This is a genomic window from Rhizobium sp. AAP43 (assembly GCF_001296045.1).
Classification (GTDB): Bacteria; Pseudomonadota; Alphaproteobacteria; order Rhizobiales; family Rhizobiaceae; genus Allorhizobium.
In genome coordinates, this window is record NZ_LJHS01000019.1 from 1 (window position 1) to 17,097 (window position 17,097).

Sequence of the window (17,097 nt, forward strand, 5' to 3'; positions counted from 1 at the left end):
CCGATCCCGCCTCGCCTGACATCGCATCGTCAGGTGTATCCGAGGGCGGAACGGGGTGAGTGTAATGCGGCTGCAAAAAGCGGGGATGAAAAACAGGATGCGGGTTTGATTTTGCTGGAGGTTTCCTGAAACTCATCCCCGGACCACTACGGGAATTGAGGGGCTTTTTGGTTTAGCGCGAAGGGTCTAGAGCGTCGCCTCCGCATAAGCGTGAATCCGATTCACTTGCTTCTTTCGCAAATACAACTAAAGGTATACTTATTTCGGTGTTGATTGAAAATTCGCAAAACTATTTGTTGATTGGACGTATGGCTCAAATCGCGTTCCGAAATAGCCCTCTTATGGCTACAGCGGTGGCTACCGTACCTAAGTCGCGAAATATAAATATGTGAGTCTGTGAAGATCCGCTGCCTGAATGAGGTGGTGGTGTCGCTTAATGAAGCCTTCGTATTTTGTCACGGGTGCTTGAGTAGATTGCGATTTGAATTCAATTTGAAAGTTCCGGAGTTTTCTCGGGTTGCGGTAATTTCATGAATAACATCATGCCACTGACCTTCCTGGCGCTCGGCATACTCGTCGTGCTTACGGCCATCATTTATGCTTTTATTCGCATCGGAGGATATTGGCTTACCGGACTTTTAAGCTGTCAACGCCGGTTCGCTACTGTCCTTCAGATCCTGGTTGTAATCGCAATCGCAGCGCCGTTTCTTTTTTTGAGCGGAGATATTCTGCGAGGCCGGATCCTGGGCATTTTCGCGCTAACGACGACCGATCCTCGGGAGCTATTTGGACGCTTCGAAAACTCAACCAGTTTGGAACCCGTTACGTTTGAGTTTCCTGATTCAGAAAGACTGCGATCACCCACCGTCATGCCGCAGATGCGCCTGGCAATTCCCCGCGCATATATCAATCGGACGTCTCCGCTGAACTCCGGAAACGGCATTTTAAGTGTCGGACTTAATGTCATCTCCTCGACCTTCGAGCCATATCGTTTAGGCATTCGGCGGATTGCAGCCGAGAGGAAAGCCAGTGGCCTTCCTGCCGGCAGGAGGAAAGGAGAAGCGGATCCAGAATTGAACATAGTGCTGCGCACCGATCCGGTATTGTCAGAGGAGGAACGTCAGAGGACGTTGCGGGACTTCGTTCTTAATCGAAACGCCAGTGATGATGCCTGCATACGGCAAGCTGGGCCTTTCCCAGGTTCCGTCGAGTATCGACCGAGGGATATTAATTCGCCTCGCAGCGCGGCATGCCTTCACTCCCATGAACGAGACGGATTTTTCGCCGTCCTGATCTACCGCGATGGTCGCGTCATTCACAGCGTCATCTGCCGGGAGGCAACTACTCCATGTTTCGTAACGGGATATCGACAAAAATATTGGTTTTATTACATTAATTTTTCGAGGTTCAAGCTTGCGGAAACGTTGAACTTTCTCCAGCGCACAGATGAGCTCCTTTCTCAATTCGAAATCCGCCCAGATACCGACCTTTAGGAGCACTTGTGTGCAATGGTGAAGATTACCTCCAATTACACCATGTCCCTGTCCAAGGCCGAGCTGGACATGCTGGACGGCTTGCTCCAGGCAGGTGGGAAAGCCGCCTTCTATAGTGCTGCCTATTCAGGGAAATAGAGCCGTCACCGCCCCGGTCGCCCCGTCTTGCCCTTCGTCCGGCCCTTGCGCTTCTTATCCATCGGATCCTCGTAGGAGCCGGCGCCAGCGCGGGCGCGGATGATGGGGCGGGGGTCGTCGGGATTCCCCTCCCCAACCCTCCCCACAGGGGGGAGGGGGCTGGTTGTGCCTGCCGGCTTCTCCGGCAGCTTGCCGGTCACCGGTTTTTCGGTGCGGCCGACGGTCATTTCGTCGAGTGTGTTCTTGCGGAAATAGGAGCTTTCCGGGCCGGATTTCGGCAGGGGGACGGCGCCGTCGGTGCCGGGGCCCATGTCGTCGATATGGGGTTTGGAGAAATAGCTGCCCTTGCCCTCGGGAACGCCGGATTTGTTGCGGCCGGAGGGGGAGATGCGGGGTTGGTCAACAGACCCCTCTCCAGCCCGCCCCACAGGGGGGAGGGAGTCCGTCGCGTTTGGAGCGACCTTGCGGCTTCCTCCACCGCCGCTCTCCGTTGCCTTCGCCTCCTGCTTGGCGATGGGGTCGTCCATGGCGGCGAGTTCGACGGCTTTGAGGCGCTTGATTTCGTCGCGCAGGCGGGCGGCCTTTTCGAAGTCGAGATCGGCGGCGGCGTCGCGCATGTCCTTTTCCAGCGCGTTGAGATGGCTCTGGAGGTTGTTGCCGACGAGGTGACCGCCATCGGCAAAGCCCTTGCCGGAGACGCCGGAGATATCGGCGCGGACATGGTCGCGCTCGTAGACGCTGTCGAGAATGTCGGAAATGCGGGCCTTGACCGATTCCGGCGTGATGCCGTGTTCGATATTGTAGGCCACCTGCTTTTCGCGGCGGCGCGCGGTTTCGTCCATGGCGCGCTGCATGGAGCCGGTGATCTGGTCGGCATAGAGGATGACCTTGCCATCGACGTTTCGCGCGGCGCGGCCGATGGTCTGGATGAGCGAGGTTTCCGAGCGCAGAAAACCTTCCTTGTCGGCATCGAGGATGGCCACGAAGCCGCATTCGGGAATGTCGAGGCCTTCGCGCAGCAGGTTGATGCCGACGAGCACATCGAAGGCGCCGAGGCGCAAGTCCCGGATGATCTCGATCCGCTCCAGCGTGTCGATGTCGGAATGCATATAGCGGACGCGCACGCCCTGTTCATGCAGATATTCGGTCAAGTCTTCCGCCATGCGCTTGGTGAGCACGGTGACGAGGGTGCGGTACCCCTTGAGCGCGGTTTCGCGGATTTCGCCGAGCACGTCATCGACCTGGGACTTGGCCGGACGGATCTCGACCGGCGGGTCGATCAGGCCTGTCGGGCGGATGACCTGTTCGGCAAAGACGCCGCCGGCGGCTTCCATTTCCCAGTCGCCGGGCGTGGCGGAGACGGCGATGGTCTGGGGGCGCATGGCGTCCCACTCCTCGAAGCGCAGCGGACGGTTGTCCATGCAGGAGGGCAGGCGGAAGCCGTATTCGGCGAGCGTCGCCTTGCGGCGGAAGTCGCCGCGATACATGCCGCCGATCTGCGAGACCGAGACGTGGCTTTCATCGATGAAGAGCAGCGCGTTATCGGGGATGTATTCGAACAGCGTCGGTGGCGGCTCGCCGGGCTTGCGGCCGGTGAGGTAACGCGAATAGTTCTCGATGCCGGCGCAGGAGCCGGTGGCCTCGAGCATTTCGATATCGTATTTCGTCCGCTGTTCCAGGCGCTGGGCTTCGAGCAGGCGGCCGCCCTTTTCGAGCTCCGCGAGGCGCATTTTCAGCTCCTCCTTGATCGACTTGATCGCGCCGTTGAGGGCGGGCCTCGGCGTCACATAGTGGCTGTTGGCGTAGATCTTGACCGTCTTCATGTCGCCGGTCTTGTGGCCGGTGAGCGGGTCAAATTCGGTGATCGACTCGATCTCGTCGCCGAACAGCGTGATGCGCCAGGCGGCATCCTCCAGGTGGGCGGGGAAGAGTTCGATCGTGTCGCCCCGCACGCGGAAGGAGCCGCGGACAAAGTTGATGTCCTGGCGCTTGTATTGCTGGGCGACGAGGTCGGCCAAGAGCTGGCGCTGGTCGATGCGGTCGCCGACCGACATCTGGAAGGTCATGGCGGTGTAGGTTTCGACCGAGCCGATACCATAGATGCAGGAGACGGAGGCGACGATGATGCAGTCGTCGCGCTCGAGGATGGCGCGGGTGGCGGCGTGGCGCATGCGGTCGATCTGTTCGTTGATCGACGATTCCTTCTCGATGAAGGTATCCGAGCGCGGCACATAGGCTTCCGGCTGGTAGTAGTCGTAATAGGAGACGAAATATTCCACCGCATTGTCGGGGAAGAAGTTCTTGAACTCGGAATAGAGCTGGGCGGCCAGCGTCTTGTTCGGTGCGAGGATGACGGCGGGACGCTGGGTGGCTTCGATCACCTTGGCCATGGTGAAGGTTTTGCCCGAGCCGGTGACGCCGAGCAGGACCTGGGTGCGGTCATCATTCGACAGGCCCTCGACGAGGTCCTTGATCGCGGTCGGCTGGTCGCCGGCGGGCTCGAAATCGGAAGCCATGCGGATCTTGACCCCGCCTTCGGATTTCGCCGGGCGGGCCGGGCGGTGGGGCATCCACAGTTCGCCATTCTTGAACAGCGGATTGCCGCTTTCGATCAGCGCCGAGAGGGCCTCGACGGTGGCGGTCACGGCGCCGGTCGCCAGCGATTCGGCTTCTTCCAGCGACACATCCATGCCGGCGATCGGGTTCAGGCCGGCAGCGGCGCGGGTCTTCGGGTCGGAGGACGCGCCGATCGAGACGCCGCGGGAGGTCTTGGTCGAGGTGGTGTTCTTGGCGGTTGTTGGCTTGGCCTTTTCCAGCGCCACCTTCTCCGCATGGCGGCGGGCCTCGATCTCGATCTTCTTGCGATGTTTGCCGGCTTTTGACGCCAGTTCGCGCTGGCTCTCGACGGTCGAGGCCTCGGCCTCCGCCTCCAGTTGCTTCACCCAATCCGAAACCGAGCCGGAGAGCGGCGCGCCTTCGAAAGCGGTCTGCGGGGCTTCCTCGAAACCGGTCGAGGGGGCGGAGGATTTGGGAGACTTGGCCATGGCCGGAATATGGAGAAGCCCGCGTGGGATTGGAAGGGGCGGCGGCGGTTATTCGGAACAAAAACGCAACGGGGAGGCGGGTTGTTGCCAGGGTGGTGGCAGGAGGGAACACCGGATTGAGTGAGGGATCTATTGCGAAGGTCCAACGGGTTGCGCATAGTGGGGATGCAAGCTCGGGGAGATGCCGTATCAATCCTATCCTCACGCCCGCGCCAGAGACGAGGTCGTCGGAACCCGACTGGTCCGCAGTCCGGGCCTCCGTGCTTGTCCAGAACAGTGAACGCGCCATCACACTGCGACGGCTCAGGGGTCTCAAGGCTTTTGGCTGGGTGGGTTTCGCGTCGATCTGTGGCGTCGGACTCTGGATCAGCCATATCCGGTCCGAACCGGGGATCTTCGCCGCGACGCTGTTTCCGGCAGTGCTGGGGCTGGTAGCTTTCTCCCTGCTCATCGCGGCGAAGGAGCGCCGCCTCCAGACGGACTCCTATGTCGCGATTCTGCCCCTGCTGCTGCGGTCGCTGGATACCTGGTCGATCGTCACGCGGCGTCCCGCACGGCAGATCGCACGCATGCCGGGCCACTATTTCGTTCCGCGTGACGAGATCGATTGTGACTTTCATATCGAAGGCTCGATGCGCGGCATCCCATTCTCAGTGACGCAGGCTGTGCTGACACGGTCACCCGGTGACGAGACCGCCGAGACGACGTTTCGTGGCTTGATCGTCTGGACCCTGGCTTCGACTGCGTTTCCAGGCGACTTCGCGGCGCTGCGGCGGCCACCTCAACAGCGTTCGCTTTTGCGTGGCACGATGCTGCCGGATGGACTGATCCCTCTTCCGAACACCACGCATCTCGGGCGTTGGGCCTACGACTTCGTCACGACCGAACTGGGTGCGGCCAGCACCCGGTTGAAGGGAATGGTAGAGGCGACCGACGCCCTGCTAACGCTCAAGCTCGAGGACTTGCCGCAGGTGGCAATCAGGGGCTCTGACATATATGTGCTGCTTCCTGCGGCGCGCTTTGGCTGGGATGGACAAGAGCCAGTGCCGGTTCTCGATGTCGAGATCCATCTGAAACCATTTGTCTTGAACCTCATGAACGTGGTCGCATCGTTGGCCATAGTGCGAACTGTATAGACGCGACGCCTCTACGCCTGCATCAATCCGCCACCCTCAGCACGGTACCAGCCTCGGCCACCAGCCGGTCGAAGGGCGCGGCCGGCGGGCGGTCGGCGATGATTTCGTCGACATCGGAGAGATGCGCGAGTTTGACCAGGGCGCGGCGGCCGAATTTGCTGGCGTCGACGGCGAGAATGATGCGTTCGGCCTGGCGCATGGCGGCCTGGACGGCGGCGACTTCCGCGTGGTCGTCATCGCCGATATCGCCGGCGCTGTCGATGCCGCTCACCGAGATCACGGCATGGTCAAACTTGAAGCGGCTGATGAACTCTGGCGTTTCGGCCCTGAAGACACCGGCATCGACGGGCCGGACGAAGCCGCCGGGCACGGCGACGGTGAAATTCGTGCCTTCCGCCAAAAGAGTTGCGACGCGCAGGCTGTAGGTGACGATCCGCAGGCCTTCATGACGCAGGAGGGCGTGGGCAACCGCTTCGCAGGTCGTCCCCGTATCGATGAACAGCGCCGAGCCATTGGCGATACCAGAGGCGACCGCCTCGCCGATCCGGGACTTGGCTTCGGCGTTTTCGACGCGTCTGGCGCGCAGAACCGTCGGGTCAATCGGCTGGGCAAGGGTGACCCCACCATGCAGGCGGCGGACCTTGCCGAGATGTTCGAGTTCGAGCACATCGCGGCGGGCGGTCTGGGTCGTGACGTCGAAATGCCGGGCGACGTCTTCGAGCGAAATATAGCGCGCCTGCTCAAGCTGGCGCAGCAGCGCGGTCTGGCGGCGCGTCTTCTTGTCGATTGTCGTCATCAAAATCATCCCCCGATGTCTGCGACCGCAGCGGGAAAGCTAACCTGCCACCCAGGAGGCGGCAATGCTGTGCCCAGCCCAGATCACAGGAACAGGGCGGATTGCTCCGCCCTGTTCACAACTTGCATGGCCAAATGTCAGAAGCGGACTTTCAGTCCGGCATTGACACCATGGCTACCGCCATCGGCGGCGAAGGCGCCGACATAATCAAGGGTGAGGGAGGCGCCGGGGTTCAGGTCGAAGCCAATGCCGGCCTTGACGAAAGCCGCATCTCGGTTGGCAGTGGTTCCTTCGATGGCAAAGGCGTCGCCGCGATCAAAGGCCAGCTCCGTTTCCGGCGCATCGCCAATGGCATGACGCCAGCCTGCCTCTCCATTGAGACGGAGCGCGGTGTCGCCGAGCATCACCGGCGTGGAGGCGCGAAGACCAAGGCTGGCAAAAGAGGCGTCATACTCGAAGCCTGCGCCAGAAAGGGCTGCTGCCCCACCCGTTTCGGCAAAGCTGCCGCTGCGAACATGAACGTGAGCAAGTCCGGCAAAGGGTTCGATCGTGCCCTGCGAGAGTTCGAAGCTATAGGCAGCTTCTCCGAAGAACTGGACCGTTGTGGTGTCGAGATCGGCACGCAGCGTTTCGTCAAAGCTGCCGAAGCGAACGTCACGGGTGACGTCAGCCTTACCGAAGGCGAGCGAGGATCCGTAGCTGAGACGCAGCTTGTCGAGTTTCGTCGCGCCATAGACACCAAGCACCAGACTGTCCACATCGGCCGAAGCATTGTAGCCGTCAGTCGACAGGCTCGTGCGTCCATAGCCCATCATCATGCCAAGGCGAGTGGAAGGGGCAGCCAGCGTGTCGATACCGAAGTACACGCCGCCACTGGTCCTTCCAAGATCGGCGACCCCGGCCGCTTCGGTGCTGCCATGTGCACCATAGGTGTTGATCCAGGGCTGATAGGCGGCATCACCGAAATCGCTCGTGTTCAGCGAGCGCAAATGGCTGCTGACAGCATCGCGGGCGTAGAGTGCATCTTCAGCCAAGGCACCGGAAAGCGACGGATAGATCTCACCCGAGAGCTGCCGCAGCGCCAGATCCGCCGTCGGCACGTCGAGCGTGACGATGGCGTCATAGAGCGCATCGCCGGTCGCGAAGTCTTCGACGATGCCGGCCACATTGCGGCCGTTGCGCGTTGATGCAATGTCGGCGAAGGCGGTGTTGTTGCGGTTGAGCCGCATGGTGACACCGTTGGCGCCGTAAGTCAGTTCCGGCAAGAGGAACGCGGCACTGGATGCAACGGATGCGAAGCTGCCGGAAATGCCGTTTCCAGCTGTCAGGATGTCATAGTCGGTTGCCGGCATGTAATTGCCGTTGGTGGGAATGAAATAGAGCTCTCCGCCAAGCGCGATAGCGCCGGTTGCGATCAACTTGTCCGTCTTGCCCTGATCGTCGACCTCAACCCGGAAGGTCGAACCGGCGTCAAAGGTCACGTCACCATTCACGGTGAGCGTGCCAATGGAATTGCCTGGCGCAAGCGTTCCGCCATCAGCCACACGCAGCTCGCCGACTGTGCCAACACCACCCAGAATGCCGCCGTCGAGAACCGTGGTGAGCGACGAACTCGCAATAGAGCCGTTGACCGACAGCGTGCCCGCTGCGATGCGGGTTTCCCCCGTATAAGTGTTGGTGCCGCGCAGATCGAGTTCGCCAGCACCTTCCTTGGTCAAGGCGCCCGTGCCCGAGATGATCCGGCCATGAGTGAGCTTGTGGCCAGCCGATGCGACATCAATGCTGCCGCCTATTCCTTCCAGGGAGACGTTGCGGTCAAGAGTGGTCATGCCGGTTCCGGCAATCCGCAAGCGACCGTCCGACAGGCGAAGCGTTGCCGCTGCGCCGCCAAGCGCCGCATCTTCATCGACGATCACGGTGCCGCCGTCCTTCACCAGTGTTTCATCGATGAAGCTGTGATCGTCGATGCAATAGTCGATGATCGCCTGACGCAGGCGCGGATCTGTGCTGGTGCAGTCGAGCAAAGTCTTCTTGTCTGCAAGCGTCAGGTCCGTCAGGATCGGCATGCCGTTGTCGTCGGCAATCTGGCCCAGATAGACGTCCGTTCGCATGTTGTTACGGGTCAGATAAAAGACCTTGTCCTTCTCGTTGAAAACAGCAGCTTCCGTACCCCAGACCAGTCGGCTCTGATTGGCCACACCCTGGGCATCCGCATATTTCTGGATGGCCGGACCGACCCACTTCATGTCATGCGCGACGACCTCGTGGTCGCTCAGTGGCGTCGTGCCGTTGTTGGCATAGCCGACATCATCAAGAACGCCGAGATAGGGGTTGGCGGGATCATCAGCGAGCTGCCACCACTTGCCATAGGGGCGGGAGACCAGGAAATGGTCAATCTTGACGCGATCCCAGCTCGGCCATGTGTTCGTGGCATCTTCGCCGGCGCTTGGCCATGTCGTGCTGCCATCCTTGATCGGATGAGGCTCGAAGCCTTCGCGTTCGCCCGGATTTTGCAGGAGCATGAACTGCTTCTTCAAAATATTCATGGTCTGAGGCGTGTTGCCCGCGACCGGATAAGTTTCCGGCGCGAACATCGCATCGGGGATCTGCGGATTGGTCAGCGTCAAGCCACGATTGGCCGCAATGAAGGCATCGAGCGCGGCACGATCGACCGCATATTCTGTGAGGAGCTGGTAGTAGAAGCTATTATTGGAGCGCAGGTAATCCCTGAGCAGAAGTTTCTGCTGGTCGACGTGATGCAGACCACGCTCCGATACGTCCCCGGCGTTGAAATCACCGACCACAATCACTGGACCATCAATCGTCTTCGACCAGTTCGTCAGGTTACGGGCTTCGTTGATACGATTACTGGACTGATCGCTGTAGTCGAGATGAACCGATGCGAGAGCTGTCTGGGGCAACATATTCTGTTCGCCAAGCGTGACATAGGCGAAGCGATTGCCCTGCGAGCCACCACCCGTCACAGTGCCCGGCGTGCTGTCGAGCCGTGTGGTGATGCCGGTGTCACCGGTCTGGGTGCTCGTGTAATTTCCGAGCCCTTCATTCGCCAGGACAACAGGGACCTGGGAGGCATAATTGCTGTTGCCGCTCAGTTCCTGCCAGGCAAAGGCATCGTAATTGCCGTTTTTGAGAAAATTGGAAATCTGGGTGAGGTCGGCTTTGAAGCGATCGTGCCACGTATTGATGGTCACGAGCCGAAACGTGCCGTCGGCCGCAAGGCTCGGGGCGGGCAAAGCGTAAAATGCGGCGCAGCAAAGCGCAATCGCGAGGGATGACGTGCTGCTGCGCCGCGCAATATCTCTTGCTCCAAAATGTAGTTTTTGTGACATAAATATAACTCCGCAAAATCAAAAGGTCATCGAAAGGGCAAAAATCGCTCTCCGACGAAGGTTATTGCAAAGTTAAATGTAACCTTTGTGACATTTTGGCTGACGACAAGCCGCTGCGACAGCACACTGAAGTCGCGCGCTGATTGCGATCATCTGTGGTGTCGTTCGGCGGTTTTGCCTCAGACGAGGGACAGGCGGGTGCGACCTGTTGTCTTACTGCGGCGTTCGACGCGCGCCGGACCGGCATTGTCGGCCAGCCACTCGACCAGGGCAACCGCTGTCATGGCGCGGGCGAAAAGGAAGCCTTGTGCGGTGGTACAGCCGAGCCGCTTGAGTTCGGCGGCATCTTCCTCGGTCTCGACGCCCTCGACGACGATGTCGAGCGAAAGCGAGCGGCCGAGGCCAACAAGGGCGGTGATCAGCTTCTGGTTCGTTTCGCTCAGTGAGACGTCCTGGACGAACTGTCGGTCGATCTTCAGCCGATCAAGTTTGAGGCCGATCAGATAGGCGAGGGAGGAATGGCCCATGCCGAAATCGTCAACGGCAAGACGGTAGCCGGCCTGTCCGAGCGCCGTCAGCTGCGTGTCGGCATGAGCCGGATCGAGGATCGCTTCCTCTGTGATCTCGATCTCAAGCCGATGCGGTTCGACGCCATGCGCATGCGTCACGCGCTCCAGCATGGCATCGACGGGGTAGAGGGCGAATTCGCGCGGTGACAGATTGACGGCAACCGTGATGTCGGAATGGCCGAGCGCATCGAGCTTGCGCACCAGCAGGCAAGCATCGGCGACGATGCGGGCCGTCAGCGCCTCCGATTGGTCCGTCGCGCGCGCGGCATTGACGATTTCCGGCGGGGGGATGAAGCCGAGCGTTGGATGATGCCAGCGGACCAGCGCTTCGACGCCGGTGACGCGGCGAGAGCCGAGATCGACCTGTGGCTGAAACCAGGCGCAGAGCATGTCGCCCTCGATCGCCTTCAACAGGTCCTGTTCGATCATCCGGCCCCGTTCGGCGTTGCGGCGCAATTCAGGATCGAATTCGCGCAGACCCCGGCGCTCCTGACGCTTGGCGTCATAGAGCGCCATGTCGGCGCAGGCGAGCAGATCCTCCGCATTTTCGGCATGGCAGGGATAGACCGCAAGTCCGCCGTTGAGGGCGATCGTCGACTGGCGCTGGCGCCAGGTCAGTGGCGAGCGGAAGGCCTCGAGCACGGCATCCGCATGGGCATGCCCGCGAGAACCCGCATTCTTGCCGGTGACGATGATGGCGAATTCATCGCCACCGAGCCGGGCGATCAGGCTGCCATCGTCCACCACCGAAGACAACCGGCGGCCGATCTCACGCAGGAGCGCATCGCCGTTGCTATGGCCCAGCGTATCGTTGATCGCCTGAAAGCGGACGACATCGAAAATGACCAGAACGACCTGCTCTCCGAGAACTGCGGCCCGGGCGATGTCGCCGGCAAGGCGGCCATGAAAGTGGACGCGGCTTGCCAGATCGGTCAGCGGATCGCGATTGGCCAGGGCCTCGAGCCGTCTGTTCTGGCGCAGGATGTCGCTGTTGGCGCGCGTCAGACTATCGGCCAGTGCTGTCGCATCCCGCCGTGCCAGCTGGCTGCTGATGAACAGGCGCTCGGCCCAGAGACTGCGATGGATGAAGACCCCGATGATGAAACCAAGCAGGGTGCCGACCAATGCGGCATCCAGTCCGCCCTGAAAGAGCAGGCTGACCATCAGCGATATGAAGATGGGCAGGGAATAGGACATGGCCATCGGCGTGTAGCCGATCTGGCGAATGACGGAGCCTGCTGCCATGCCCCCCATGATGATCAACAGCGAGGCATGCGCGCCGATGGCATCAAAGTGCGGGATCACAACGGGCAGGGCCGCCCAGACCATGCCCAGGCCGAACCCGCCGATCCACAGGACACGAAGACTAAGAAGAGGTGCCGATTGCAGAAGGCCGCGATGCTTGAGCAGCCAGAGAGACAAGGCACGAACGCCGATGACGATGAGGGCTGCCGCATACCAGAGAGCAACAGCAGGATCGGCCTCGCCCTGGCCGCGGAGAATGAGGACGGCTGCCGTCAGGCTGACGAGATTGAGAAGAAGCGCCGTGCGAAATCCGCCGACGATGTCTGCGACCTGCGCTTGCATCACAATAGGCAGAAATCGTCCGTCCCGGCCTTCCTGAATACTCATAAATCAACGCCTGTACAATTTGAATACACCCCAATAGCAGCTAGGGGTTTAACGCGTCGTTACAGTCGATGTGTCGATTCTAACCCAAAAAATCACGTATTTTCCAGCGTTTCTGCATATGCAGTTAGTTGAAATATCGACAGGTCGATTGGGTCCTCGCCAGCATTGTTGCAAGCGAAGCGAGCATTTCGACTCCTGTTTATCGAAGTCTCGAGATACAACCTGCAGACTCCTTGCAGCAGTCGGAAAAGCGGCCAGTATCAGGACTTCGATTCGCGAGGCTCCTTGCCGATCACGCCCAATCTCCCTCATTCCTCCGGTGCTCCGCTCATGCCAACTTTTTCGCCTGCCGCCCTCTGGCCCATCCTGCTTCTGTCCCTGTCGAACATCTTCATGACCTTCGCCTGGTATGGGCATCTCAAATACAAGACGTCCGCGCTCTGGATCGCCATCGTCGCGAGCTGGGGCATCGCCTTCTTCGAATATTGCCTGGCGGTCCCCGCCAACCGGATCGGGGCCGAGGTCTATTCGGCCGCCCAGCTGAAGACGATTCAGGAAGTCATCACGCTGATCGTATTCTCGGTTTTCTCGGTCTTTTTTCTCAAGGAAAGCCTGACGATCAACCATGCCATCGGTTTCGCGCTGATCGCGACAGGCGCGGCTTTCGTCTTCCGCGCCTGAGGACGTTCGCCCACGCCGACCTTGGCGGCGGCGTGGGCACGCTCTTCATTCACCGGCAAGAGTACCGGCTCCACTGGTCCTATGCGCCTGCCGGTCTCGCTACGCGCCCAAGCGACCAGGCGGGATAGACGATCATCAGCATCAGCCCTGTGTTCAGCACCATGTTGATGTGGCCACCGGCGAGGAAGGACCCGGTCGTGTCGACCAGATACCAGGCAAGCGTCCCCTCGATGAACAGCAGGCGCGCAAGGCTCGGATCAGCCGGCAGAAGACGGGTGGCAATCAGCCACATCATCACGCCCCAGCCGACCATGACGCCGCCGCTGATCGCCAGGAACAACCGTGTCTCCTCGGCCGCGATCTGCTGAGCGCCATCGAAGGGAAGGAAGACGAGATCGGTCAGCCAGACTGTCGGTAGCGACAGGGCGGGATGGGAGGCGAGGGCGACAAGTGCGCCAAGCAGGATGACGGCGACGCTGGCAAATTTCAGCCAGATACTGGCAGTGTCGATGGACATGACGGGTTCTCCTTTGCAATGTCACGGCCATGACGATCAGGCTTGGAAGCCCGACCTTCAATTACCAGGGAGGTAAGTGACGAAAGGATGGGGCAGCCTTAGGGTGGGTTATGGAGGGGCTGATGCAGATCGAATTCGGCAGACATCTGAAGGATTGGCGCGGCAGGCGGCGCATGAGCCAGCTGCAGCTTGCACTGGTGGCAGAGGTCTCGGCACGGCATGTTGCATTTCTCGAGACGGGGCGGGCAAAGCCGAGCCAGGCCATGGTGCTGCGCCTGGGCGAAGCGCTGGAAATGCCACTGGCGGCCCGCAACTTGATGCTCGATGCGGCCGGATTTCGGGCCACCTATGCGGCGCGGCCGCTGGAGAGCGAGGCCATGGCCGCGGTAAAAGCCGCAATCCGCCATATCGTCGACAATCACGCGCCCTATCCAGCCGTGGTGCTCGATCGCCATTGGACGGTCCTGGACGGCAATCGACCGGCAGGTGCCATGCTTGCCGCACTGGGACTTCAAAAGGGCGACAGCCTGCTTTCCCTGGTGACGGAGCCGGGGCGCGGTGCAGCGCTAGTCGAAAACTGGCCGGAACTGGCAAGCCATTTCATAAGCCGGCTCAGGATCGAAAGCGCCCATGTCGGCGGCGATTCCGTGCTTGACCGGGCGGCCTCGATTCTGGCGGCGGACCCGGCCTTGACCGGCGCGGTGCAGCATGGAGACATGCCGCCGGTCCTGCCGTTGAGGCTGAAGGTCGGGGGCGACGTGTTTCCGATGTTCTCGACGATTACCCAATTCGGGACCGCGACGGATATCGCGCTCAGCGATATCAAGATTGAAATGTTCTTTCCTGCCGACGCAAAGACGAAGACCCTGTTCGACGAACTGGCGGCGACGGGCGACGCCGATGGATGAACCCGGCCGGCGGTAAGCCTCAAGTGTTACCCGCAGGCGCGGTCGCCGATCCCGTCAGTTTGGCGGAACCGGCGTCGGTGCGCCTGAGGCGTCCAGCGCCACCATGACGAAACTGGCATGGGTCACCTTTTCCATCACATGGGTCAGATAGCGCTGAGCCCAGACCTCGACCGCAAGCGTGATCGATGTGTTCCCGACCCTGACGACATCCGTATAGACACAGAGCGTATCGCCGATCTTCACCGGAAGGGCGAACGCCATTTCGTTGACGGCAGCTGTCACGACGCGACCGCGCGCCCGTTCCGCCGCCCGGATGCCACAGGCCAGATCCATCTGCGCCATGACCCAACCGCCGAAAATGTCCCCGGCGGCATTGGCATCAGCCGGCATGGCGAGCGTGCGGAGGGTCAGTTCGCCGGTCGGCGCGACATGGATTTCGGCGGTCATGGCTTGCTTTCATAGTCAACGGAGAAGACCGAGATGATCACGCTGCGCGAAATTAGGCAATCAGTTCAATAGTGTCATCCGCAACGATCACCTGAAATTTAGCAGTTATTTATTCATGCAAATTAGAATGGGTTAACATCAAATTTTCCCAAAATCTAATGGGGGTACAAATGAAATCCATGTCCTTGTCCGTGCGGCTCTATGCGCTGGTTGCGCTGTCGCTGGCCGTACTGATTGGAACGCTGACCTACAGCCTGTTCTCATCCTATGATGCGTTGACACAGGAAAGACGTCTGGGGCTTGCGCAGATCAACGACAATGCCATGGCCATCTTCAACAAGTACCACAAGATGGAGCTCGAAGGCACGCTGACGCGCGAGGAGGCTCAAGCGCGGGCCAAGGATGTTGTTTCGGCCATGCGCTATGCGCCCGATGGCTACCTGTGGATCAATGACATGCAGCCGGCGATGGTGATGCATCCGATCAAGCCAGAACTCAACGGCAAGGATCTGAGCCAGAACAAGGATCCGAACGGCAAGCATCTCTTTGTCGAGTTCGTCAATGTCGTGAAGGCGCAGAAGGAAGGCTTTGTCGACTACTACTGGCCCAAGCCAGGATTCGATGCTCCGGTCGAAAAGTTCAGCCATGTCATCGGCTTCGAGCCCTGGGGCTGGGTGGTGGGCACCGGCGTCTATTCCGATGACCTTGCAGCACTTTTCCGCCAGACGGCGCTCAAATACGGTCTTTTGATTGCGGTTGCGATCGTCGCCATGCTGACCTGTGCCTATCTCGTCGTGCGCAGTGTCGTCCAGCCAATCAACCGGCTGAAATCGGCCATGAGCGATATTGCGGCCGAGCGCGTCGACACTGAAATCACCGATATCCGCCGCAAGGATGAGATTGGCGGCATGGCACAGACACTGGAGGTCCTGCGCGGCAGCGTTCGCGAACGCATCGACATGCGCCGCCGCGAGGCCGACCAGCAACACAGCCTTGATGGAGAGCGGGCCGAAAACGAGTACCGCCTGCGCAGCGCCTCAGACCGCCAGGCGCACGCAATCGGCACCATCGGCCAAGCCCTGGAGCGTTTGGCCGATGGTGACCTGACGGTGCAGATCGACGCGCTCGGCGCCGATTACGAAAAGCTCCGCCACGACTTCAACCGCGCCGTCGAATCGCTTTCGGGTGTCGTGTCGGCCATCAATCACTCCAGCGATGTCGTCACATCGAGTGCCGCCGATATCAGCGATGCGACCAACAACCTGTCGCGCCGAACCGAACAACAGGCGGCAGCCCTGGAAGAGACCGCAGCGGCCCTGGACGAGATCACGGCGACCGTGCGCACGGCAGCCGAACGGGCCGTCGAAGCCCGCGAACTGGTCTCCGAGACGAAACGCAGCGCCAACAAGTCCGGCGAGATCGTTCGCAATGCCGTGAATGCCATGGGCCGGATTGAGGGTTCGTCACAGAAGATCAGCCAGATCATCTCGGTCATCGACGAAATCGCCTTCCAGACCAATCTGCTCGCGCTCAATGCCGGTGTTGAAGCAGCAAGGGCTGGAGAAGCCGGTCGCGGCTTTGCCGTCGTCGCCCAGGAAGTGCGTGAACTGGCCCAGCGCTCGGCCAATGCCGCGAAGGAAATCAAGGAACTGATCAGTGCCTCCGCTACAGAGGTCGGCACTGGCGTCAGTCTGGTGCGCTCCACCGGCGATGCGTTGCTGGAGATCGAGGCGCTGGTCAACCGCGTCAACGACAGTGTCGAGACCATTGCGACCGCCGCACGCGAACAGGCGACAGGCCTTGCCGAGATCAACACCTCCGTCAACCAGATGGACCAGATGACCCAGCAAAATGCGGCGATGGTCGAGGAGACCTCTGCAGCCGGGCAGTCGCTGGCGCAGGAAAGCCACAAGCTGCGCCAGTTGCTGGCACGCCTGAAAGTGCATCATGCCGCCATGGCCGGCCGCCGCGCGGCCTGATCGAGCAACCGAGGCAATGAGGCATAAGGGCCGGTGCGACATGCGCCGGCCCTTATACCAAATCCCGAACACAGATACCGATGGGATGGTTTAGAACAGCCCCCTGCGAGGCGCGACGCGCTGTGGGCTCCTTGCGCATCGGCCAAACGGCACAAGCAAGGCGCGGGGCCTGTCAGCACCACCTTCGGCCGACTTCTCGGCCCCGCTGGCGTCGTCGAGATCCTGGACCGATGTGCACCGCTCTTCAAACCTCTTCTGGCCAACAGGACCGATGGAGCCGGTGCTCCGAGTTCCTATTTTCGAGGCTTGGAATTCACCTTTTGCTGAGGCTAATCTTTCTTAGTTCGCGTCAAGCCACCGCTTTGGTCGGCGGAATGGTTGCCGTTCATGGCGCGTTAAGCCGCCCG

Annotated in this window: 12 protein-coding genes; 6 read left to right on the forward strand and 6 right to left on the reverse strand. The window is 60.5% G+C overall.

The annotated features are described in order from the left end of the window. Positions 1-530 precede the first annotated feature (530 nt). Positions 531-1,493 carry a hypothetical protein gene (locus IP76_RS12365; protein WP_054158535.1) on the forward strand — a complete coding sequence of 321 codons (963 nt, stop codon included), beginning with the start codon at positions 531-533 and terminating at the stop codon, positions 1,491-1,493. 15 nt (positions 1,494-1,508) lie between these two features. Further along, entirely contained in the window at positions 1,509-1,631 is a 123-nt protein-coding gene (locus IP76_RS23610) for a hypothetical protein (protein ID WP_306765478.1), read from the forward strand. A gap of 5 nt (positions 1,632-1,636) precedes the next feature. On the opposite strand, the gene uvrB is transcribed toward IP76_RS23610, so the two are convergent. After that, a complete protein-coding gene (gene uvrB, locus IP76_RS12370) occupies positions 1,637-4,675 on the reverse strand; it encodes an excinuclease ABC subunit UvrB (protein ID WP_054158536.1) in 3,039 nt (1,012 codons plus the stop codon). A gap of 260 nt (positions 4,676-4,935) precedes the next feature. Here uvrB and IP76_RS12375 point away from each other — a divergent pair, with 260 nt between their 5' ends. Next, positions 4,936-5,811, forward strand: a complete 876-nt coding sequence (locus IP76_RS12375) for a hypothetical protein (RefSeq protein WP_054158537.1) — start codon at positions 4,936-4,938, stop codon at positions 5,809-5,811. A 22-nt stretch (positions 5,812-5,833) separates the two neighbouring features. Here the strand turns inward: IP76_RS12375 and IP76_RS12380 are convergent, their stop codons facing one another. The 3 genes from IP76_RS12380 to IP76_RS12390 all read right to left on the reverse strand — a co-directional run bounded on the left by IP76_RS12380 (position 5,834) and on the right by IP76_RS12390 (position 12,158). Beyond that, entirely contained in the window at positions 5,834-6,607 is a 774-nt protein-coding gene (locus IP76_RS12380; RefSeq protein ID WP_054158721.1) for a DeoR/GlpR family DNA-binding transcription regulator, read from the reverse strand. 137 nt (positions 6,608-6,744) lie between these two features. Continuing rightward, entirely contained in the window at positions 6,745-9,819 is a 3,075-nt protein-coding gene (locus IP76_RS12385; RefSeq protein WP_197278336.1) for an autotransporter domain-containing protein, read from the reverse strand. Positions 9,820-10,136: 317 nt separating this feature from the next. Further along, on the reverse strand, positions 10,137-12,158 hold the full coding sequence (locus IP76_RS12390) for a bifunctional diguanylate cyclase/phosphodiesterase (protein WP_245281453.1): 2,022 nt from the start codon (positions 12,156-12,158) through the stop codon (positions 10,137-10,139). 330 nt (positions 12,159-12,488) lie between these two features. Here IP76_RS12390 and IP76_RS12395 point away from each other — a divergent pair, with 330 nt between their 5' ends. Further along, positions 12,489-12,839 carry a DMT family protein gene (locus IP76_RS12395; RefSeq protein ID WP_054158723.1) on the forward strand — a complete coding sequence of 117 codons (351 nt, stop codon included), beginning with the start codon at positions 12,489-12,491 and terminating at the stop codon, positions 12,837-12,839. Positions 12,840-12,918: 79 nt separating this feature from the next. Here IP76_RS12395 and IP76_RS12400 read toward each other — a convergent pair whose 3' ends face one another. Beyond that, positions 12,919-13,356, reverse strand: a complete 438-nt coding sequence (locus IP76_RS12400; protein WP_054158539.1) for a hypothetical protein — start codon at positions 13,354-13,356, stop codon at positions 12,919-12,921. A 122-nt stretch (positions 13,357-13,478) separates the two neighbouring features. Here IP76_RS12400 and IP76_RS12405 point away from each other — a divergent pair, with 122 nt between their 5' ends. Continuing rightward, a complete protein-coding gene (locus tag IP76_RS12405) occupies positions 13,479-14,264 on the forward strand; it encodes a helix-turn-helix transcriptional regulator (RefSeq protein ID WP_197278337.1) in 786 nt (261 codons plus the stop codon). A gap of 54 nt (positions 14,265-14,318) precedes the next feature. Here the strand turns inward: IP76_RS12405 and IP76_RS12410 are convergent, their stop codons facing one another. Continuing rightward, positions 14,319-14,699 carry an acyl-CoA thioesterase gene (locus IP76_RS12410; RefSeq protein WP_197278339.1) on the reverse strand — a complete coding sequence of 127 codons (381 nt, stop codon included), beginning with the start codon at positions 14,697-14,699 and terminating at the stop codon, positions 14,319-14,321. A gap of 182 nt (positions 14,700-14,881) precedes the next feature. Between IP76_RS12410 and IP76_RS12415 the strand changes: the two genes are divergently transcribed. Then, complete coding sequence (locus IP76_RS12415; protein ID WP_054158542.1) at positions 14,882-16,690, forward strand: methyl-accepting chemotaxis protein; 1,809 nt, start codon at positions 14,882-14,884, stop codon at positions 16,688-16,690. Positions 16,691-17,097: the final 407 nt, after the last annotated feature.